General features: G+C 61.2%; 21 protein-coding genes. 11 read left to right on the top strand and 10 right to left on the bottom strand.

What is annotated here, in order from left to right:
* Positions 1-2 precede the first annotated feature (2 nt).
* From FF80_RS09535 to FF80_RS09550, 4 genes are all read left to right on the top strand, one after another.
* Positions 3-929 carry a sugar ABC transporter permease gene (locus FF80_RS09535; protein ID WP_052153355.1) on the top strand — a complete coding sequence of 309 codons (927 nt, stop codon included), beginning with the start codon at positions 3-5 and terminating at the stop codon, positions 927-929.
* Positions 919-1806 carry a carbohydrate ABC transporter permease gene (locus tag FF80_RS09540; protein WP_035099707.1) on the top strand — a complete coding sequence of 296 codons (888 nt, stop codon included), beginning with the start codon at positions 919-921 and terminating at the stop codon, positions 1804-1806. Before FF80_RS09535 ends, FF80_RS09540 begins: the two co-directional genes overlap by 11 nt.
* Positions 1807-1809: 3 nt before the next feature.
* Positions 1810-2913 carry an ATP-binding cassette domain-containing protein gene (locus FF80_RS09545; RefSeq protein ID WP_035099709.1) on the top strand — a complete coding sequence of 368 codons (1104 nt, stop codon included), beginning with the start codon at positions 1810-1812 and terminating at the stop codon, positions 2911-2913.
* Positions 2914-2983: 70 nt separating this feature from the next.
* Complete coding sequence (locus tag FF80_RS09550; protein ID WP_035099712.1) at positions 2984-4345, top strand: M24 family metallopeptidase; 1362 nt, start codon at positions 2984-2986, stop codon at positions 4343-4345.
* A 667-nt stretch (positions 4346-5012) separates the two neighbouring features.
* Here FF80_RS09550 and FF80_RS21675 read toward each other — a convergent pair.
* The 9 genes from FF80_RS21675 to FF80_RS09585 all read right to left on the bottom strand — a co-directional run bounded on the left by FF80_RS21675 (position 5013) and on the right by FF80_RS09585 (position 12303).
* Positions 5013-5267, bottom strand: a complete 255-nt coding sequence (locus tag FF80_RS21675) for a hypothetical protein (RefSeq protein WP_152558329.1) — start codon at positions 5265-5267, stop codon at positions 5013-5015.
* A gap of 83 nt (positions 5268-5350) precedes the next feature.
* Positions 5351-5476 (bottom strand): hypothetical protein, encoded by a 126-nt coding sequence (locus FF80_RS22325; protein WP_280113895.1) that lies wholly within the window; start codon positions 5474-5476, stop codon positions 5351-5353.
* A complete protein-coding gene (locus tag FF80_RS09555) occupies positions 5461-5802 on the bottom strand; it encodes a DUF6634 family protein (RefSeq protein WP_152558330.1) in 342 nt (113 codons plus the stop codon). The genes FF80_RS22325 and FF80_RS09555 overlap by 16 nt, the downstream gene beginning before the upstream one ends.
* Complete coding sequence (locus tag FF80_RS20940) at positions 5769-6374, bottom strand: hypothetical protein (protein ID WP_052153357.1); 606 nt, start codon at positions 6372-6374, stop codon at positions 5769-5771. The genes FF80_RS09555 and FF80_RS20940 overlap by 34 nt, the downstream gene beginning before the upstream one ends.
* The gene (locus FF80_RS09565; protein ID WP_035099714.1) at positions 6358-6621 is read right to left on the bottom strand and encodes a hypothetical protein; all 264 of its coding nucleotides are present in this window, start codon (positions 6619-6621) and stop codon (positions 6358-6360) included. The genes FF80_RS20940 and FF80_RS09565 overlap by 17 nt, the downstream gene beginning before the upstream one ends.
* Entirely contained in the window at positions 6621-8579 is a 1959-nt protein-coding gene (locus FF80_RS09570) for an AAA family ATPase (protein WP_035099716.1), read from the bottom strand. Before FF80_RS09570 ends, FF80_RS09565 begins: the two co-directional genes overlap by 1 nt.
* An 80-nt stretch (positions 8580-8659) precedes the next feature.
* Positions 8660-9874 carry a hypothetical protein gene (locus FF80_RS09575; protein ID WP_035099718.1) on the bottom strand — a complete coding sequence of 405 codons (1215 nt, stop codon included), beginning with the start codon at positions 9872-9874 and terminating at the stop codon, positions 8660-8662.
* Positions 9875-10367: 493 nt separating this feature from the next.
* Positions 10368-10595, bottom strand: a complete 228-nt coding sequence (locus FF80_RS09580; RefSeq protein ID WP_035099720.1) for a hypothetical protein — start codon at positions 10593-10595, stop codon at positions 10368-10370.
* A gap of 553 nt (positions 10596-11148) precedes the next feature.
* Complete coding sequence (locus FF80_RS09585; protein ID WP_035099722.1) at positions 11149-12303, bottom strand: ROK family transcriptional regulator; 1155 nt, start codon at positions 12301-12303, stop codon at positions 11149-11151.
* Between the two features lie 207 nt (positions 12304-12510).
* On the opposite strand from FF80_RS09585, the gene FF80_RS09590 reads away from it, so the two are divergent.
* The 7 genes from FF80_RS09590 to FF80_RS09620 all read left to right on the top strand — a co-directional run bounded on the left by FF80_RS09590 (position 12511) and on the right by FF80_RS09620 (position 19310).
* Positions 12511-13821 carry an extracellular solute-binding protein gene (locus FF80_RS09590; protein WP_035099802.1) on the top strand — a complete coding sequence of 437 codons (1311 nt, stop codon included), beginning with the start codon at positions 12511-12513 and terminating at the stop codon, positions 13819-13821.
* A gap of 68 nt (positions 13822-13889) precedes the next feature.
* On the top strand, positions 13890-14783 hold the full coding sequence (locus FF80_RS09595; RefSeq protein WP_035099724.1) for a sugar ABC transporter permease: 894 nt from the start codon (positions 13890-13892) through the stop codon (positions 14781-14783).
* A 2-nt stretch (positions 14784-14785) separates the two neighbouring features.
* Positions 14786-15703: an ABC transporter permease subunit gene (locus FF80_RS09600; protein ID WP_035099727.1), complete on the top strand. Its 918-nt coding sequence runs from the start codon at positions 14786-14788 to the stop codon at positions 15701-15703.
* A gap of 1 nt (position 15704) precedes the next feature.
* The gene (gene ugpC, locus FF80_RS09605) at positions 15705-16796 is read left to right on the top strand and encodes a sn-glycerol-3-phosphate ABC transporter ATP-binding protein UgpC (protein WP_035099729.1); all 1092 of its coding nucleotides are present in this window, start codon (positions 15705-15707) and stop codon (positions 16794-16796) included.
* A gap of 10 nt (positions 16797-16806) precedes the next feature.
* On the top strand, positions 16807-17637 hold the full coding sequence (locus FF80_RS09610; RefSeq protein ID WP_035099732.1) for a glycerophosphodiester phosphodiesterase family protein: 831 nt from the start codon (positions 16807-16809) through the stop codon (positions 17635-17637).
* 21 nt (positions 17638-17658) lie between these two features.
* A complete protein-coding gene (locus FF80_RS09615; protein WP_035099734.1) occupies positions 17659-18483 on the top strand; it encodes a glycerophosphodiester phosphodiesterase family protein in 825 nt (274 codons plus the stop codon).
* On the top strand, positions 18480-19310 hold the full coding sequence (locus FF80_RS09620) for an inositol monophosphatase (protein WP_035099736.1): 831 nt from the start codon (positions 18480-18482) through the stop codon (positions 19308-19310). Before FF80_RS09615 ends, FF80_RS09620 begins: the two co-directional genes overlap by 4 nt.
* A 530-nt stretch (positions 19311-19840) precedes the next feature.
* On the opposite strand, the gene FF80_RS09625 is transcribed toward FF80_RS09620, so the two are convergent.
* A complete protein-coding gene (locus tag FF80_RS09625; protein WP_035099739.1) occupies positions 19841-20731 on the bottom strand; it encodes a LysR substrate-binding domain-containing protein in 891 nt (296 codons plus the stop codon).
* Positions 20732-20832: the final 101 nt, after the last annotated feature.

Raw genomic sequence — 20832 nt, forward strand, 5'->3', positions numbered from 1 at the left:
CGATGACCAAAAAAGAAGGTATCGCCCCGTCCGGCTTGGCCAGGAGCTTCGATTGGGCAGGACTAAGGCGGTACCTCCCGGCTTGGTTCGCAGTAGCGCCGTCACTGGCGGCGCTACTGGTGTTCGTCTACGGATTTGCCTTGTGGACGGCCTATATCTCGCTGTCCGCCTCCAAGATGATACCCGACTTCACGTTTGTCGGGCTGCGCAACTACCAGCGTCTGTGGGGGGAGGACCGCTGGACCGTCGCGGCCACCAATCTAGTGACCTTTACCGTTCTGTACGTCGGCGTCACGCTGGCTGTGGGCTTGCTGATCGCGATCCTGCTCGATCAGAAGGTCCGGCTCGAGACACCGCTGCGGACGATCTTTCTCTACCCGGCCGCTGTTTCCCTCGTTGTCACCGGCATCTCGTGGAAATGGCTCCTGAACCCGGGCACAGGCATAGAGGCGTTCGTTCGTTCCCTTGGCTGGGACAACTTCGTGTTCGATTGGATCATCCAGCAGCACACGGTGATCTTTGCGGTTGTTATCGCCGCCGTTTGGCAGCAGGCCGGTTTCGTGGCCGTGCTCCTGCTGGCGGCCCTGCGCGGCGTCGATGGCGAGATGGTCAAGGCGGCACGACTTGATGGCGCCGGGCCAGTCCGGACCTACTGGTCGGTCATCATCCCCGCAATCCGCCCGGCTTTCATCAGCGCCTTCGTTTTGCTTGTAGCCTTTGCCCTAAAGACGTTCGACCTGGTGGTCGCAATGACGGCGCAGGGCCCAGGCTACGCCTCGGCGCTGCCGTCGACCTTTGTTTACGACATGGCTTTCCAGCGAAACCAGCTCGGCATCGCGTCGGCCGGCGCCGTGTCCATTCTGCTGTTCGCAGCCGTAATTGTGCTGCCCTACGTGATCTGGGAGTTCCGTAAGACCGATGGCCACTGACACCATAACCGGGCACGCGCGGGCGCCCAAATTCCCGTGGGTCCCGGTGCTGCTCTACCTGACGCTGGGCGTCCTCGCATTCATCTTCATCATGCCACTCGCGGTGATGGTGCTCACCTCCGTACGGCCGCTCGAGGAGATCCGAACCGCCGGAATCATCGGCATTCCCCAGCACGTAACATTTGATGCTTGGGGCACGGCATGGAATGAGGCTTGCATTGCCTCGGTTTGCGAGGGGCTGCAGCCTTATTTCCGCAACTCCCTCGCCATTGCCGTTCCCGCGACCCTGCTGTCCACAATCCTGGGTGCGGTGAACGGTTATGCCCTCACCAAATTCCGGTTCCGCGGTGCCGACACGCTCATGGTGCTCATCATCCTTGGGTGCTTCCTCCCGCTACAGGCCGTCCTTATACCCGCGGCACAGACGCTGAGCTCGCTGGGATTGGCCAATTCGGTATTTGGCCTAATCCTGATCTACGCCGTCTATGGCCTCCCGTTTACCACCCTGTTCTTCCGCAACTACTATGTCGCGGTGCCGGATGAAATCGTCCGAGCGGCGACCATGGACGGGGCTGGTTTCTGGCGCATCTTCACGCAGATCATGCTGCCGATTTCGTGGCCTATCTTCATGGTTTCGGTGGTGTTTCAATTCACCGGCATATGGAACGAATTTCTCTTCGGCGTCTCGTTCTCCACCGGCGCTTCGCAGACCGTTACCGTCGCGCTGAACAATCTTGTCAACACCACCTTCGGCGTTAAGCAATACAACGTGGACATGGCGGCCTCGCTCATCGCCGCTCTGCCCGTCCTCATCCTCTATCTGTTTGTCGGCCGCTTCTTTGTACGCGGTCTGACTGCCGGCTCCGTAAAGGGATAGCCCATGACCACGCTCAATATCTCAGGCCTCAAGAAGTCCTTCGGCACGACTGACGTTCTCAAGGACATCAACATCGCCGTGGGCGATCGGGGGTTCCTCGTGCTTCTCGGCCCTTCCGGCTGTGGCAAGTCCACGCTGCTGAATGTGATTGCCGGCCTGGAGCAGGTATCTGGCGGGGGCATCACCATGGACGGCCAGGAAATCACCCGGGTCGAGTCCAAGGATCGGGACATCGCAATGGTTTTCCAATCCTACGCGCTCTATCCGAGCATGACCGTCGAGCGGAACATTACCTTTTCTCTCGAGGTTCGGGGGGTACCACGCGAACAACGGCGGCAGGCAGCCGCCGAGGTCGCTGAGTCCCTGCAGATCGCCCACCTTCTCGGGAGAAAGCCTTCCCAGCTCAGCGGCGGGCAACGGCAACGTGTTGCCATCGGGCGCGCACTTGTCCGGAGCCCCAAGGTGTTCCTGTTTGACGAACCGTTGTCGAATTTGGACACACAATTGCGCCTGGAAACGCGCGCACTGATCAAACGTCTTCATCAACGCCTTGGCAGCACGTCGGTTTATGTTACCCATGACCAGTCCGAGGCTATGACGCTGGCGACACATATCGCCGTAATGTCGAAGGGGGAGGTTGCCCAGTTCGGCACGCCCGCCGAGATCTATTCCAAACCGGCCAACCTGTTCGTCGCCCGCTTCGTGGGCACCCCACCCATGAATTTCTTTCCTGCCTCCGTAACCGAGCGACAAGGGCAGCTCCTAGTCCATCTGGAGAATTGCGGCGCAATTCCGCCTATGGACCTTAGCTCGCACGGCGCACTTCTGCATTCGGTGGGGCGAAAGCTGACCATCGGCGTTCGCCCCGACCAACTGGTTCTCGCAGAATCCGCTGAGGATGGCGACCCGGTGCTTGAAGCGATCGTTGACATAGTCGAGGACACTGGCACGGACATGTTTGTGTACCTCCGCTCCGGCAATCAGGAATTCATCCTTCGCCAGCCTCCAGGCCTCCCCCCGAAATCGGGCGCAACCCTCCGCGTCGCCCTGCCGGTCACCAACATGCATTTCTTTGATACCGAACTGGGTGACCGGCTCAGCGACTAAAGCCGGGCGCGGCGATCGCGCGCTCCACCTTGACCCCGCCGGCGCCCCGGCCAAACTTGCGAGACCACCTATGAGCCATCTGCAAAGTGTTACCATACCCGACTTCGGCGCCCCGTTGATAAGGCCCGAAATTCCCGCTGAAACGCTCGTTGATCGCTGCGACCGGCTCTATGAAAAGGCCGGCCTAACTTGGGTCTTTGTCTATGCCGACCGGGAGCACAATGCCAATATCCTGTTTCTTACCGGCTTTGACCCCCGCTTTGAGGAGGCGGTGCTGCTGCTCGGCCCCCAAGGTCGCCGCATAGTCATCACGGGGAATGAATCGGAGAGTTTCACCGCAATTTCGCCGCTGCCTGGTCTGGAGGTAATGCTCAGCCAGTCAATGAGCCTGATGGCCCAGGACCGGTCGAAGAAACCTAACTTGGAAGCGGTCCTACGGGATGCCGGCATCAAGGCGGGCGATACGCTAGGCATTGTCGGCTGGAAGTATCTGGAGGCAGCAGAATGGGACGAGGTAGCGCCCGGCTATCTGGTGCCTCACTATATGGTTGTCGTACTCGCCCGCATTCTCGGTGGAGCCGAAGGGCTGAGCGACGAGACCGCATTGCTCATGCATCCCGCCCATGGATTGCGCTCGGTCGTTGATGCTGACCAGATTGCTGCCTTTGAATGGGCATCGACCCGTGCTTCAGCGTCGGTCTGGAGTGTTCTGTCAAAGGCCCGGCCTGGCCAGCGGGAAATCGAAGCAGCCGCCAACTTCCTCTACGCCGGCGAGCCTTTGAGCGCCCATTCCATGTTCGCGTCCGGCGATGCTACGCATGCCATTCATGGACTTAATAGCGCCGGCGCACGCGTGCTCGCCAAAGGCGACGGGGTCACGACGGCCGTTGGCTACTGGGGCGGCCTGAGCTCTCGCGCCGGGCTGCTCGACGATGCGGACGATGTGTTCGTAGGGATAACCGCGAGCTATTTCGATAGCCTCGTCACCTGGTACGAGACGGCCAAAATCGGGACAACCGGTGGCGAACTGCACGAAGCCGTCGTCGAAAAGCTCGCCGCTTCGGGGCTAAAATCGGCGCTCAATCCTGGACACCTCGTCAGCTACGATGAATGGAGCCATTCTCCGGTCCGTCCAGGTTCGATCGAGACTCTGGTTTCCGGCATGGTGTTTCAGGTAGACGTCATCCCAACACCTATGGCTGCGGGTAAGGCGCTGAATTGCGAGGACGCAGTCGCCATCGCTGACGTGGCACTTCGTGCTGAGCTCGCCGTGCGCCACCCTCAGACCTGGTCTCGGATCGAGGCGCGGCGTGCGTTCCTAAGAGACACCATAGGGGTAGCTCTAGGCGATCACCTGCTGCCGCTATCCAACATCCAGTTGTGCCTGCCGCCATTGTGGCTCAAGAGCGACCATCTCATCGTCCGCAGCTGACCCGCGCGAAGATATCTGGGCCGCCCCCGTGTGGGCGGTCCATCCTCTTTTCGCGAGTGCGTCGAGGAAAGGAAAGACTCCTACTCGGCAAGGGATGCCCCAGCCAGAAAGGTGACCAAGCCTGATCTGGCGAAATTTGCTGATCCTTCGGGCCGCTCGGGCATGCACCGGCTATTCGACGGCAGGTTTTCGGGCCTTCACCAAAGGAACAGTATTGCTAGTGAGTTGGCGCCACTGGAGAGTGTGGCCCGCTGCGACATGGTCGTGCTGGCCGTACCCCGGCAGACACAATGCCGGCCATGGCCGGCTTGCGTGATATGGCTGCTCAAAATCTTCAGAATGCCCACGGCGCCGCATCCAAGCATGGCAAGCGGCTCGTCAGAGTCGGAATTGCCATGGGGTTTCGGGCGAGCAATATTCGCCCCGGCACATGAAGGACGTCACCATCTGCGTCTGCGCAACGGGCCAACGGCTTCCTGCCGAGCTTCTGGTGGGAGGCAATAGTTGACACAACCCTAACACGTTGCTGCCGCAGAGCTCGTAACGGCGTTGCGTGACTGATCGGCAGCTATCCGACGGTCGGCGCCAAAAAGCGGCCTGTCTGGAATCGGCCCCATTTCTGCCGTTCATAAAGGGCCTAGACGGTCAATATCGATCATTCATCGTCCTATGCCTTCAACCTCTTCTTGTAATCCTCGTCACTTCGTCGGGGTGGTGGTGATGGTGATGGTGTATCTGTCCGGCTTCGAACGGGTGCCGGTCCCAACGGCCCGCCCAAGGCGCAATAGCCCTCGACGACCGCTTCAGTTCGTTCGATCAGTCGGCGGTACTCGCCGGGGTGATCGACCAGCCAGCCGGCGGTCGACCGGTCGAAGGGAACCCCGGTTTCGTCGATAATGACGATCTCTAGCGTGCTGATCATGGTGATCAACTCCCCTTGATGTTGAAGATCTCAAGCCAGCCACCGAGGTCGGCGGCTGGCACGGTCGGCAAGATCGAGGTGGCCTACCTCCGGTGCTGGAACACATCGCACAGGCCGATATTCGGGTCGTGCCGGTGCGTACTCTCGATCTCCTCGCCGCCGCGCAGAAAATGCGTTGAAGTGCGCACAATGATCACTGCCTGCTGCATTGCTGAACCTCCCCGAGCCTGGGGCCGAGTCGATAGTAGCGGCTGACGGTTCGCACCCACCCGGCCTGCTCGTCGGCAGCGAGGATTGCCGAGGTGGTGATGCAGCCGTCCTGCAGCAGGGGATGGCCGCTGGCGAACCCGACCAGGCGCACCAGCCCGCCGGGCATGGGCTGGACGGCCCAGCCGGTCAGGAGCGGCGCATTGGCCAGTTCTGCCGCGCCCGGCACAGCCCCCGCCCTGATGCGGGCCGCCTCGCGCAACCCGGCGGCGACGGTTTCCCTGGGCAAGATACTTATGAGGACCTCCGGCGCTTGTGGTCGGGGCATTGGGTGCTCCACCAACCGTTTTGGCTCTGTTGTGATCCGGGGGCGCCGCAGGCTTCGCAGACATGCCCGGACAGATGCTCGGCGGCAGAGATGACTGCATCACCAAGTTCGGGCAGGTCGCCATGCCAGTAGAAGCGAAGGGTGCCGTATTTTTCCTTGATCTGGTCCGGCGCCCAATTCCGGTCAGGCGCGATTTCGTCGAGCCAGGTGAAGGTGGCATCGAGCAGATCGGTCCAACCTGGCAGGCATTCAAACCCGACAGTGGCTCGCTTGTGCGTCCGGTGCAGCGCCTGCAGGTCCACCTCAATCGGTGGCATGGCCAGTGGTATGAGCGGGGTGGCCCGCTGCCAGCGCAAACGCTGCATGCGCACCACCAGTTCGATGATGGTCTCGCGGCGGAATGGCGGCTTGCGGTGATAGGTGCTGCCGCCAATGGTGCTGGCCGGAATGCCAGGGATGATATGCACGTTCAGCGTTGTGGGCGAGGCGCCGGTAACGGCCAGTGTTGTCAGTGCCGGATCGCCATCGAGCGCAGCTTCGATCAGGTTTTGGGTTTCAGTCGCGATGGTCACGGTCGGCCTCGTGGAGAACATCATCGATGGCGGCGAGTGCAATCTCGATCAATGCGGCTTCGATCAGCGCCAGCCAGGGGCGGCCCCGGCCAATGGCCAGGGCCGCGCGGATATTGGAGATGGTCGGGCGCTGGTCGCAGGCGATGAGCGCCTCGCATTCGGGACCCTGTGGCAGGGTGCGGATACACAGGGTGATCGCATAGTCCCAGGCATGGGCAGCGATACGGATCTGATCGGCCTTTTCCATCAGATCCTCCCTGCCACCGGAATATGGTCTTCGATGGCGTCGTCGGTCTTGTCAGGCTTTTCGGCCGTGGGACCGGCCTCGAGGATTTCGGCCAGCCTGTCGCCGATGATGACGCGCTCGACCTGCAGGATCTCGACCAGCCGGAAGATATCGGCCCGGCGCCGGCTGACGATTCTGACCGCCCGGTCGTGGAGGCGATCGAGTTCGGCCGCGATTGCCGTCCACAACGAGCCGTTGTTCCAGTGGCGCGGATCGATGTTCTGGACCGTCGTCAGGGGGCCATAAAGTCCCAGGTCGAGCATGGCGCTGCGCAGCACGGTGTTGGCGATCTCGAGGTCGGACTCCGCCCCGCTATTGGCGCCATCGCCCAGGGTAACGTCAGCGGCGCGGCCGGCCAGCACCATGGTCACCAGATTCTCGACATCGCCCCGGGTGAGCACCCCGTCCTTGAGCTTTGGCTTGACCCAACCGCCCATGGTGCCAGCACCCAGGATAGAAACCTCGAGGATCGGCAGGTTCAGCGTATGCGCCACCACGGCATGACCAGCTTCATGGATGGCGATGCCGCGATCGGTCTCCGGCGACCGTCCATTGGACGGTGCGATCAGATTCATGAGGTCGGCCAGCTCGAGCGGCCGATCCTCGGTTTTGGTCCTGGCATTGGCCGACCGGCACCAGCTCTCGATCTGCGCGGGCGTCGCTTCCACGGCCAGCCGCGCCAGTGCTGCGATACCGCCGGCGTCAATCCTGTCGCCGATATAGGCCGCGAACATGCGGCGGCGATCATCGAAATCCGGGAGCAGGACAGACACCTTGTGCTCCAACCGCCCGGGGCGGATGAGCGCCTTATCCAGCTTGTCAAAATGGTTGGTGGCGCCGATCAGCAGGATGGGCTTGCCAAGCTTGCGCAGCCGGTCGATCTCGGTCAGCAGGAAAGTCACCACCGGCGTCCACCAGGAGGCATCGTCAGCGTCCATGCTCGCCCGGTCGGGGATGGCGTCGATCTCGTCCAGCAGCCCAACCACGGGGTCATTCGACAGGGCGATGTCATCGAAGAACTTGCGGGCCGCGCGGATGACATCACCCAGATGGCCGCCGGAATCGGCGAACCAGCTCCCCACCGACGTCGAGACGAGACGGTAGCCGGCCGAACGGGCCAGTGCTGCGGCAATGGTCGTTTTGCCGGTGCCGGGTGGTCCTTCAAGGCAGGCGAAGCGCAGCGCGGACGCATCGACCTTGCCATCGGTCACATGGCGCATGAGCGCCAGCGTTTCGAAAGCCCAGTCGGATGCCGCCCGGGTCATGGCCAGCTGTTCAAGCGGGACGGGGGCATCGCCCTCGTCCTGCTTCTGGCGTGCATTGGCGATGCGGCGCAGATTGAAGATGCAGTCCCGCGAGGACAGGCCCGGCCGGATGGCGACGGTCAGGTCGTGAATCGAGAGCCCCTCGACGTCGATCGGCAGCAGACCGCGGACAGGCCGGCCGGTGACCATGCGGATGGTTTTGCGGATAATGGCAAGGTCCGGGTCCGGCACCGTGATGATGGCATCGGCGCCCGCGAGAGCCTCGGGGACAAGCACGCGCTCGGGATCCTGCGAGATCAGGATGACGCTGCGGCCCTTTTCGAGCAGGTCGAGTTCGGTGCGGCCCTGCGGTTCGTACCGGCCGCCGATTTTCTGCCGTTCGGTATAGGCCGCGACCATCGTCGACCGGTCTTGGCCGGACAGATAGCGCTCAAGCATGCCGGCGGAACTCTCCTCGGCAGTCCGGATCACGACAAGACGGGGCCGGGCCTTGAGCAGGCGCTTGAGCGCAGGCGTGAGGGCGGCCTCGAGCATGCACTGGGCAAGGGCGTCGCTGGTCCGCTCGGCCAGCGGGGGAGGCGCGTTGTCCTCGATATGGGGTTCGTCGTCAGTTTCGGTATCAGGGGATGGGCTACGCAGGGAAGCAATGGACATGTGACCTCTCCAGGCGGCGGCCAGGGGCCGCGCCACGTGTGAGATGAAGGAAGGGGATGAGGCGCGAGAAACAGACCGCGTTAGCGCGCCGGTGCGCTAAGGCCGGTATCGATCGGCTGCCAGCCGCCGCGGCCCTGGCCCTTGCTGCCCACGGTAAAATGCATGGCGGCAGAGGCCGAGGAAAAGACCATGTCGCGGCTCAGCACGTAAGAGGTCCCGTCATGGGCCAGCTCAAGAATGCCGGCATTATGCCAGGCGGCCCGCAAATAGCTCACCGAGGCATTGGCGCTGGCGACGCAATCAAGGCGGATGTCGGAGCCGCGCAACAAGACCCATTCGTCATCGGCGCGGCGGCAGGCCAGGGCCATGTGATCCTTGCCGAAAGACAGTTCCATCACCTCGCCTTCAGGAGCCTCATCGAAGGCGCGCAGGGGCGCCAGGCGACCCGCTTCCGCGCGCGGACCGGCCAGCACCAAGCGCGGGCTGAGATTGACGAAAAGGTATCCTTCGCGTGCGAGGGCATGACAGGCCATGGCCGCGAAGAGGTTGAGCTCTTCATAGCGTTCCGGCGAAACCGCTGCACCATCCGGCGTGCCATTGACCAAGGCCACTTCCCGTGCTGCCGCGACGCGGCCATGGATGATGCGCTCGAGCACCAGGGCATCGGCCTCGCTCAACCCGTCATGGATATCGGTGATGGTGATAATCGCATCGACATCGGCGATCGGCTGCGCGCCATTGGCCACACGGCGGCCCACTTCCGATCCCATGCCGACATAGGCCTGCGCACCGGACAGCAGGATATAGACACCGGGGCGGCGCAAGGACCCGGCACGACCCAATGCACGACGCGCGCTGCCCGAACTAACCAGGACGTTCGGCTGCAGGCTGGTGACAGAAAGGGCCACAATACCGTCTGGAAGGCCGCCCGGCGCTGGCAGGATACCACCTGGAGCAGCAGGCGTCGGGTCATCATCGGGATCGGTCAGCACCGTACGGGTAAGCATTGTGTGCTGGTCAAGCACGCCCGAGCGGAGATCGGCCTTGACGATCCCCGCAGAGATGAGCACCTGGATGGCACCGGCCGGATCAACATGGCCGTCCAGCGCGGCCATCACGTCGCCGACACTGGCCGAGCCGGTCTCCTCGATCAGGCTCAGGATCATCACCTGATCGGTGGGGCTGACCAGGTCGTGCTGCACCAGTCCCGACGCGATCGCGATCGGGCTGGTCGTGGCGGAAAGAAAATGGGGCTTGTTCGACGCCGCAGCGCCGCTAGAAGAAGGATAGGTCATGTATGCCTCTGCTCGTACAGGGGTTATGTGGCTTAGGCTGACGACGGGTTTGCACACCTGTCGTCGGCCGCCCTTGCACAGGCGGCCCGCCGGCCAGTCAAGCCGGGAATCGACCTGACGCAACCAAGATGCGGATTCCTCAGTCCGAAGACAAGGATCCGGGCCGACGTCCTCGATCGCATGGTTAATGGCTGATGGAACTGCTCGGCGTCGGACCGACGCGTGGAAGCAAAGTTGCCTCATCGGCATAAGATATTGCTGTTGATTGCCACTGAGAAGTGATGGAGTGGATGCCGTCGGGAGGGGGCATCCACTCCATCAATTCTCGGCGAAAATCAACAATGTGGGCCCTTACTCGGCCTTTCGACCCCAATCCGCGTGCGAGTAGCGGAGCATCGCGTGTCGTCGGCGTGTCACAGTTATAAGTAAAATGGTGGGGACGTTCGGTCCGTTTCAACCTTGAACTCAAGCCTGCACTAGTGCAGGCTTTTCTTTATTTGTCGGCTGAAGATCGCTCGGCGATGGCGAAGTCCTGCAGTGGTCTACTCGAGTCGAGGTCTTCTTCGGCGCGCTCGATCATCTGAGCGAAAGCCGCCCGGATGATTTGCTTTTTGGATGCCCTGGGGTAAAGCTTTCGGACCTCTTTCATAATCGCTTTGTGGGAGCCTCGCTCTTTTGCGAGCTTGGCCAGGGTCGCCTCCAAGGTTTCTTGTTTTGACATCCGGCACTTCCAATTTTGCTATTCTGCCTTTGAAGCACCCTTGGTTGTCACAAACTAGTCATATGCGGTGTTGCTGGTTGGAGCGGAACTATGAACAGTAAACATAGCCCCGCTCACGCATCCATGCCTCAAGTTCACCCTTGATCGCCTCGATCCGGTCTTTTTCAAGGGTCGCATCTGCGCCGTGTGCTTCCAAGTGTCAATGGCACCCAAAGAGCATTGTCGAGACTGTATAGGATTGATCGAACGCGGAAAGCCCGCCTGACTGGCTGTCGAGGTGATCCCGCCAACGGATTATCGCTGACGCAAAATTTTGGGGCATATATCACCTCGAACGCACGGCCAGACCTGACAATCTTGAATCAAGCGCGCCGGTGATCTCCGCAAGGTGATTGTGACGAACACTGACCGAAACTCTTCCTCTGTTTTCGCGAACTGGAAGATCGGCTCGCCGCCGGGAGCATGGACACAGCGATAACGCGAGCAGGACTTTCCCGCGCTATTTGGCTGCAGTCGAAACTGACGGTGGGAGCGCCTTGCGGTCGAGCGCAATCTAGTAGAACGCGGCCCTAAATGGGGTAACGGCGGCACCCATGGCTGAGGCATCCGTGGCGATCTCCGAGACGATCAACTTGGGGCCCGGGCGATTTACGCCATAGCGCGGGCGATCGAAGATATGCGTCTTGTCGATCAACATTTGTGCCAGGTCCGAGGGCGCCTGACCTCCGAAGACGATGGCTTGGGGGTCGATGACAGCGCGGATGGCGTTGATCATCCGATTATAGGCCGGCGTCACCTCCTCGACCCATTCGGTGACGCCGGGCCAGTTCGGATCAAAGTACTTTCGCATGTAGCTGATCGAGGGGACTTCGACTCCGTTGTGGTTGAGCCGTTCGATCAGATATTGCAGTGCCGGGCGGCGCTTGGATTCTTCCGCATCGTAAATGCCGGAAAATTCGCCGGCATTGCCATTGCCCCCGAGCAGCAGTTCGCCATCGCTGATCAGCCCGCCGCCAAAGCCGTAGTTGAAGCTGAGATAGGCGAAATGCTTGATATAGCGGCCGACGCCGAACATGGATTCGGCAATGGTGCCGGTATTGGCGCCATTGTGCACCCAGACCGGACGGCCAAAAAATTCGGCCATCAGGGGCCCGAGTTCGATCAGCGACCATTCGTGGAGCGGCAGGGGCGCATTATAGCGCGTGCCCCCGACATGATAGCCGGCAATGGCAAAGCCGATGCCGAAGAAACTGTCCGGTGAAAGCCCATTGCTCCGCTGCAGGCCCGCCAATTCCTCGGTCACGAGGTCGAGGGCCTCGGCCATGCTGGATTCGCGCAGGGGAACGCTGGCTTCGCCGAGAATGCGTCCGGCGAGGTCCATCAGGCAGATGCCGATCACGTCGGTATTGACCGAGATGCCGCAACTATAGGCGTGCTTGCCGACAAGCCGCAGGGTCGGGCTCGGCTGGCCGCGGCCGAGGCCCGGTTTTGGAGCGCCCAGTTCGACAATGCCCCGTTCGGCCAATTGATCGATGATGCGATAGACCGACTGCTGGGTCAGATCGATATGGGGCGTGATCTCGGATCGCGACATGCCCGGATTGCGCCAGATCAGCCGCAACAGCGCCCGCTCATTGGGCGAGACGACGCCGCCCTCGGCGGCACGGGAAAAACGCGGCGATATCAGCGCTTCGGGCGAATAGGTCATCGATCGTCTCCATCCGTCTTCATTACCAAAAGAGTGTAATATTTCAACGACGAAAGCCCGATTTTGTCGCTCGAACTGCGGCGCGGCGAGCGCGTTGCCGCAGGCCCCATTGCCACTGTCATGGATTTGTTACACCTAAAGTGTAGTAATCCCGTCGTCGGTCGATCGGGGCTCACCGCGACCGCTTTCATGACAGGCGAGGCAATGATGAAGATATTCACTCTGGCAGCCACGACGGCTGCCCTGATGGCTGGCGCCGGTGCGGCGCAGGCCACCGATTTCGAATTCTGGTACGGCAATACCGGCAGCGTCGAGACTGCCATTCTCGCCCAGTGCGATGCCTTCAATGCCGCCCAATCGCAGGACAAGGTCACTTGCGTCGGCCAGGGCAGCTACGAAGTCTCGATGCAAAAGGCGATCGCTGCCTATCGCTCGGGCAATGCTCCTGTGCTGATCCAGTTCTTCGACGCCGGCACGCTCGATCTGATGCTGTCGGACGCCGTGGTGCCGGTGCAGGACATTCTGCCGGACGTCGATTGGGCTAATTATATCGACGGCGCTCGCGCCTATTACGAAACCTCGGACGGCCGCCTTTATTCGCAGCCCTACAATGCGTCCACGCTGCTGTTTTACACCAACAAGACCCAGCTCGAAGAAGCCGGCATCACCGAGACCCCTAAGAGCTGGGAAGAGATCAAGGCTGCCGCCGAAAAGCTCAAGGCCGCCGGCCATGCATGTCCCTTCGTCACCGATGGCGACACCTGGCGCGTGCTGGAACAGTTCTCGGCTCGCCACGGCTTGCCGATCGCGTCCAACCACAATGGCTATGATGGCCTAAACGCCGAATACGTCCTCAACACCACCTTCGTTGTCCAGCACCTGACAAATCTCGTCGAATGGCGCAACGAAGGCCTCGTGCGTCTCGGCGTCGATACCAGGGCCGGCAAATATGCCGACGCCTTCAATGCCGGCGAATGCGCCATGATGGAAGGCTCCTCGGGCTCCTACGCCGCTTCGGCCAAGGCCTTCGAGGGCAAGTACGAAGTCACCGTCGACATGGCGCCGATGTATGAAGACTATGAGCGCCACAATACCCTGGTCGGCGGCGCTTCGATCTATGTGATGAAGGGCCATTCCGACGCCGAAGTTGCCGCCGCAAAGGCCTTCCTCGACTTCCTGCGTCAGCCCGAACAACAAATGGCCTTCACCGCTGCCACCGGCTATGTCCCAGTGACCAAGGATGTTCTCGGTGCGATCGAAGCCAGCGGCGAAGCTGACGCTGCCAAATACGCGACCGCCGCCATCGGCATCGAATCCATGAACCAGCCGCGCACCGAGGACAGCCGCGGTGTTCGTCTCGGCTTCTACGTCCAGTTCCGCGAAGTCTTTATGGAAGAAACCCAAAAAGCCTGGAACGGCGAGCAGACCATGCAGGTCGCCCTCGACAATGCCAAGACGCGCGGTGACGAACTGCTGCGCCGCTTTGAGCAGACCTACCAGGGCGTCAAGCTCCCCTGATCCCGACTCAATGCCCGGCACGGAGCGCCCTCGCTCCGTGCCGAACCCTTTCATGTCGGGCCCGAACCATGTCCTCGCCAACCCAAGCACTGTTTGCCAATCGCTGGCTGCCGGTTCTGCTGGTTACGCCGCTGGCGCTGCTGATCGTCATCTTCTTTTACGTGCCGATCTTCCAGGCCTTCTATTGGTCGTTCTTTCTGGAACGCCCGTTTGGCGGTGGCTCGATCTTCGTAGGTTGGGCCAATTTCGCCCGCGTCTTGTCTGATCCGCAATTCTGGGAAGCAGGCAAGCGTACCGTCATCTTCATGGTGATCGGCTCAAGCCTTGCCGTGCTGGTGCCGCTGATCCTGGCCGTGGCAGCCGATCGTCAATTGCGCCTGTCGCAGCCCGCGCGAAACGTGCTGGTCTGGCCCAAGGGCGTTGCCGGGGCGTCGATCGGCGTGATCTTCGCCTTCATCTTCAATCCCTTTGCCGGCATTCTCTCGCCGCTCAACCAATGGTTTCCCGGCATCTGGGCGCCGGGGATCGACGGCACCGACGCCTTCATCATGCTGATCGCCGCCCATGTATGGAGCGGCATTCCGTTCAACTTTGTTATTCTGCTGGCCGGCCTGCAATCGCTGCCGCGCACCATGCATCAGGCCGCTGCAATGGACGGGGCAGGGGCGTGGCGGCGCATCTTCGATGTGCAACTGCCACTGATCATGCCGCAGGTCTTTCTCACCCTGGTTCTCGAATTTACCGAAAGTGTAACCTCGGCCTTTGCTTTGGTCGACACCATGACCAAGGGCGGGCCGGGCGGCTCGACCAATCTCCTTGTCTACAAAATCTATGTCGACGGTTTTAACGGCTACGACCTTTCGGGTGCCGCCACCCAGACCGCCATTCTCATGGTCTTTGTCGTCCTTCTTACAGGTGCGCAATTCGCCTTTCTGGGCCGACGCATCAATTACGAGCGCTGAAAATGGTCGAAAACGCCCGCTCCCTCAATTTCGTCGCCGGCACCGTGCTGTTCCTGGGCATGCTCTACATCCTGGGGCCGCTCTACCTGACGTTAACCACTGCAACTCAATCCTACGAGTTTATGTTGCGCAATGGGCTCGTCTGGTATCCCGGCGATCAGTTCTTCTCCAATGTAATCCGCATCTTCTCCGAGACCCGCATCCCCCAGCAGATGGCCAATTCGCTGGTCGTCGCCGTGAGCGACGCAATCGTCACCTGCGTACTGTCGTTCCTCTCGGCCTATGCGTTGGTGTTCTTTCCGGTCCGTTGGGGCAGCGTTGTCTTCGCGCTGATCCTTGCCACCATCATGCTGCCGCTCGATATCAGGGTAATCACCACGTATCAGGTCGCGTCAAACATTCTGTCGCCGATCAATGCACTGCTCGACATCACCGGCCTCAATTCTCTCATTGCGAACGTCTTCGGCGCGCCGGTTATGCTCGAATGGAGCGTGCTCAACACCCATTTCGGGCTGATCGCGCCGCTCGTTGCGCATGGCACCGGCACGTTCCTCTTCCGCCAGTTCTTCCTGGTCTTGCCCAGGGATCTGGTCAAGGCGGCGCGGATGGATGGGGCGGGGCCGATCCGCTTCCTTTTCGATATCCTGCTGCCGCTGTCGCGACCGAGTTTTGCAGCGCTCTTCGTGCTGACCTTTCTCGGCGGCTGGACCCAATATCTCTGGCCGCTCGTCGCCAGCTCTACGCCCAATATGCAGACCGCCGTCGTTGGCCTGGCGCGCCTTGCGCCCGACATGGAAGGTGTAATGCCCGACTTTCCACTGATTATGGCCGGCGCTGTCGTCGTCTCGATAATCCCCCTCGTCATGATCGCCGTGCTGCAACGCTATCTCGTGCGCGGGCTCGTGCTTTCGGAGAAATAAGATGAACGCAATCGACACAGCCATTCGCGCAGCGGCTTCGGCCATCATGCTCGACAAAGTCAGCAAATCCTACGATGGGACGACCGAGGTCATTCCCCCGCTCGACGCAGAATTGCGCGCCGGCGAATTCACCGTTGTCCTCGGTCCCTCGGGCTGCGGCAAGTCCACCCTGATGCAGATGATCGCCGGCCTGGAGCGCGTGTCCGGCGGCACTATCAGTTTTGGTACCCGGCAGGTGCAGGATCTTGAACCCAAACAGCGCGGTTGCGCGATGGTGTTCCAGAATTATGCGCTCTATCCACATATGAGCGTTTTTGACAACATCGCCTATAGCCTCAAGGTTGCCGGTATGCCGAAACCCGAACGCGTCGAGCGGGTCGAGGCGGTGGCAAAAATGCTCGGGCTCTTCGATCTCCTCGCCCGAAAGCCGGGGCAATTGTCCGGCGGTCAGCGCCAGCGCGTTGCCATCGGCCGGGCTATCGTACGCGAGCCCGGCGTGCTGCTCTTTGATGAGCCGCTATCCAATCTCGACGCGCAATTGCGGCACGACATGCGCATGGAATTGGCCGAGCTCCATCGCCGTATCGGGGCAACCACGGTTTTTGTCACCCACGACCAGGTTGAGGCGATGACCCTCGCCGATCGCATTCTCATACTCAATAAGGGCCGGATCGAGCAGTTCGATACTCCTAAGACCATCTATCACCAGCCCGCCTCGGTCTTTGTCGCCAAATTCATCGGCGCCCCACCCATGAACATCGTACCCGTCACCGGCAACGGCAAAGTGCTGCGCCTGGCCGACGGGCAGGTGATGGCCGAGTGCCCGGTTTTCGGCGCGTACCAACTCGGAATTCGCCCCGAAGACATTCTCCTCGGCGGAGGCCCGATCAAGGCCAACCTTCGCTATCGCGAAGACTTGGGCTCTCACACCATCCTGGCCGCAGACCTCGGTGGCAATGTTCTCCGCATCGCCACCCCGTTCGGCGCCGATATCGGCACGGAGGCCCATCTCTCGCTCACTTTCCCGCCCGCGCGCCTCCACCTTTTCGACGCCGAGACTGGTCGTGTCGTCCCCGGCGCCTTTAGCCAATGAAAGCTCGTCCATGAACTACAGGGATTTTATGTCCGCTCCCGGACGGGACTGCGCCGTCATTGCTCATCGCGGCATTTGGCGGGACGCGCCGGAAAACAGCCTTCTCGCCATCGAGGCAGCCATTGCCGGCGGCTATGACGTCGTCGAAATCGACGTTCGCCGCAGCGCCGATGGTGAGCTTTTTCTTTGCCACAACGACACTCTCGTGCGCATGACAGGATGCAACGCGGCGGTAGAAAGCCTTCAGGCAAGCGAACTCACCGCGCTACCTTTGCGCAATCGCGATGGTGGAGCGGAACATTCGCTGACAGACCAAAAACTTTCGCGGTTGAGCGACGTTTTTGATCTCACCCGCGATCGCATCTTCATCCATCTCGACGTCAAGGACCGAGCCCTGATCCCAGAAGTCATTGCCGCGGCCCAGGCTGCGAGCGTCGATCAACAGGTCGATTTCTGGAGCGCCCTGCGCGACGGGGATGACTTTGCTTGGATCAGCAGCAATGTCATGGCCCATGGCGTGCCCTTCATCGCCAAGACCCGGCTCAACGTGCCGGGCGCCGAACTCCAGACCGAGCTGGCGTTCCACCTCAAGCCTCTGATCTGTGAAATCTATTTCGACTCCATCGAACAGCTTGCCTCACACAAGCACCGTTTCGCCGAAGCGGGCATCCACCTCTGGGTCAACACGCTCAATGATGTCTCGTGTGCCGGTCTAACCGACAGTGCCGCGCTCAAAGACCCCGACGCTGTCTGGGGACGACTGCTCGATGCTGGCGTCTCCGCCATCCAAACCGACGAAGCGGCGGCCCTAAAAACTTATCTCGCCGCTCGCCGCCGCTAATTCTCAACGAAAGCAAGAACAATGACCTACAAAGACTACATCGCCGATCCCGCACGCCGTTGCGCCGTCGTGGCTCACCGTGGGGCCTGGCATGGCGCTCCGGAGAACAGTCTTGCCGCGATTGAGAAGGCCATAGCCATCGGCGTCGACATCGTCGAACTCGACGTCCGCAAAAGCCTCGATGGCGAACTTTTCCTGTTGCATGACGACACCTTGCTGCGCATGGCCGGCATCGACCGCGACGCCGAGACTTTCACCATGGCCGAACTGCAGGCCATCGCCTTGCGCGCAGATGATGGGGGGCAAGGCCGCGAACTCACCGATCAGCACGTCCCGACCCTGAAGCAGGCGCTCGAAATCATCCGCGGCCGCATCTTCGCCGACCTCGACCTCAAGGATCGCGATCTCTTCTCCGAAGTTGCCGCCTGCGCTCGCGAAATGAATGCGGCGCCCTATGTGGACCTTAAGACCACGGTAATGACGCCGGAACACGTAGCTTGGGTGAAGGCGCAGGATATCGGCGGCGTACCCTTCATGGCCATGGCGAGCTTTACAGAAGGCGGGATCGGCGAGACCCTTTCCGTTCTCTCCGAACTAAAGCCGTTCATGAGCGAAATCCGTTTCGACCATATCGACACCATCGCGGCCAATCGCTCCGCCTTCGAGGCTGCTGGAATGGCGCTCTGGAAGAACACGCTCGACATGGCTAATAGCGGTGAATGGACCGACACGGTGGCCCTGAGGGACCCCGACAAGATCTGGGGTCGCCTTATCGACGCCGGCATCAGCGCCATCCAGACCGACCAGCCGGCCGCTCTCAAGGCCTATCTTGAGAAACGTGCATGAACGAAATCAGCGACGACCTGCTCAAGGCCCTGGTGGTCGATATGCGAGCGGTGGCAAAGCAGGAAATTCTGCCCCGCTTTCAGGCGATCACCTCCGACACCATGCGCGCCAAGACCGCCCCCGATGATGTGGTGACCGATGCCGATATCGGCGCCGAGCACGCGCTGAGCCGGCTCTTGGCCCAGCGACTACCGGGGATCGTGGTGGTCGGCGAAGAGGCGGTGTCCGATGACGGGTCCATCCTCGACCGTATTGGTGCGGCCGAGTTGGTGGCTATCATCGACCCCGTCGACGGCACCTGGAACTTCGCCCATGGCGTACCGACCTTCGGCTCGATCCTCGCTATTGTCGCCAATGGTAAAACCATAGCTGGCATCATTCACTATCCAGTCACGGGGGATTTTCTCGTCGCCCGGCCGGGGAAGGGCGCTTGGCACGTCTCGCCCGACGGCGCGATGAGCCGCCTTTCGGTAGGCGAACCCGGGCCGATTTCGGAAATGCACGGCTTCGTTCCGCTCCATATGTTCGCGCGCGAATTGCAGGCCGAACTGGCCCTACGCGTTTTGCGCTTTTCGCGGACGACGACGTGGCGGTGTTCCGCCTGGGAATATCGGATGCTGGTGACCGGCGCGATGAGCTTCTGCCTCAATGCTGGTATCATGCCCTGGGATCACGCGGCCGGTGTGCTGATCCATGCCGAAGCCGGCGGCCATGCGGCGCTGGTGAGCGGCGAGCCTTATCGCCCGACGATAACCGAAGGCTTTCTACTGACAGCCCCCGATCGGCAGAGCTGGGAGGAGGTCAAGAAAGCCCTCTTCGAGAACTAGTCGCCGGAAGGCACTCAAGACTTCCCTGCAGTTTTCACAGGGTCGCTTTGACCCTGTCTTGGGACGTCGATTGAATCAGCCGCGCCATTGGCTAATCCCGGGGGAGGGGAGACGTTCTCCGATAAAATTGGCTTCGATTTCAGCCGCACCCGCTGCCGAGCTATTTTCAACTCCCGCTTCGTTGCGTCGAGCACTGTGTGCGGCCCATTAAGATGGTGGATGACTGCCAACTGGACGATGCGGCTGTCACGGCCTCAGTGCGGAACTGGATTTCGAGGGCCAGGCGTGCAGCACGGTATGGTCAAAAAGCGGCGAGCGGCGAACTTGGTGGCGGTCAGCGTCTCGATGGTGGAGCCGCGCGTTAACATAGGTTCAGCTCCGACGTGGGCGTCGTTCAAAGCCCGCCTTCACTGCTCGGGAGCTTAGCGTCAGGAGGTCCAGTGAGACCATCCGCGCTATGCCGCGAATGGGAAGTCGCAACTGGATTCGCATAATATGCGCTCGAGAATGCCTCCTTCGCACAAAGCGGTTTACAGCGCCTCGGTCGGGGCGGGGTTGGCGGTGGTCGAAAGGCTTGTGGCGATGAATTCCCTCACCGCACCCAATTCGCTCACTTCAGGATGGGCAACGAGATACTCCGCGGCCGCCAGGTCGGCGCCTGTCAATTTCACTCCAGCCAGGCGGCTGTCGTGTCCTAATTCCTTGTCTAGCACGACGCCAAGACCCAACCCGACAGCTACGGCCTCCTTGACGGCCTCCCGGCTCGACAGCTCCAGCTCGCGCTGGATGCTTACGTCGCGGCTCGTGAGCGCGGTGTCGAAAATACGCTGGGTCATCGACCCATGCTCACGAAGCACAAAGGGCAAGGCTTCAAGCTCGGCGATGTCGATGGCGTCCCGCAGGGCCCATTCGTGTTCGGCCGGCACCAGCAGCAGCACTTCCTGGTCAGCCAGTTTGTGGCAGACGAGATTGTTGGCCGGGGCAGGGAGGGTCACAACTGCCAGGTCGACGCGCAACTGGGTGACCAGTTCCAGCAGCTGACTGCTGTTGTTCATGCGCGTTTCGATCTGTACCCCAGGATGGCTGGCGCGGAACTGCCGGATCAGCGGCATGGCCACATGCGGTCCGCATAAGCCGATGGCAAGGTGCCCGATGCGGAGCTGCTTGCCGTCTTCGAGGCGCGCGGAAACGTCCTCGAAGCCCTTGATGATCTGGTGCACGTGCGGCAGCAGGTCATTGCCGTCGGCGGTCAGCTCGACGCCGGTGCCGCGCCGGTGGAACAGCCGGCCCCCGATGGCTTCCTCCAGCGCTCGGACGTGCTGCGTTATCGCCGGCTGGCTGACGCTCAGCGCATGCGCTGCGGCCGAAAAAGTCCCGTGCTGGGCAACGGCATGGAAGGCACGCAACTGGGCGAAGTTCATTTTGGTCTCATCGTCAAATAAGTGTCACTTAAATTGCACATGCTATCCATACAGCAAACTTATAACGGTTGCGCAACTGCCGAGGCAGGAAAATCCAAGGA

The sequence above is a fragment of the Devosia sp. LC5 genome, from assembly GCF_000735585.1.
Lineage (GTDB): Bacteria > Pseudomonadota > Alphaproteobacteria > Rhizobiales > Devosiaceae > Devosia.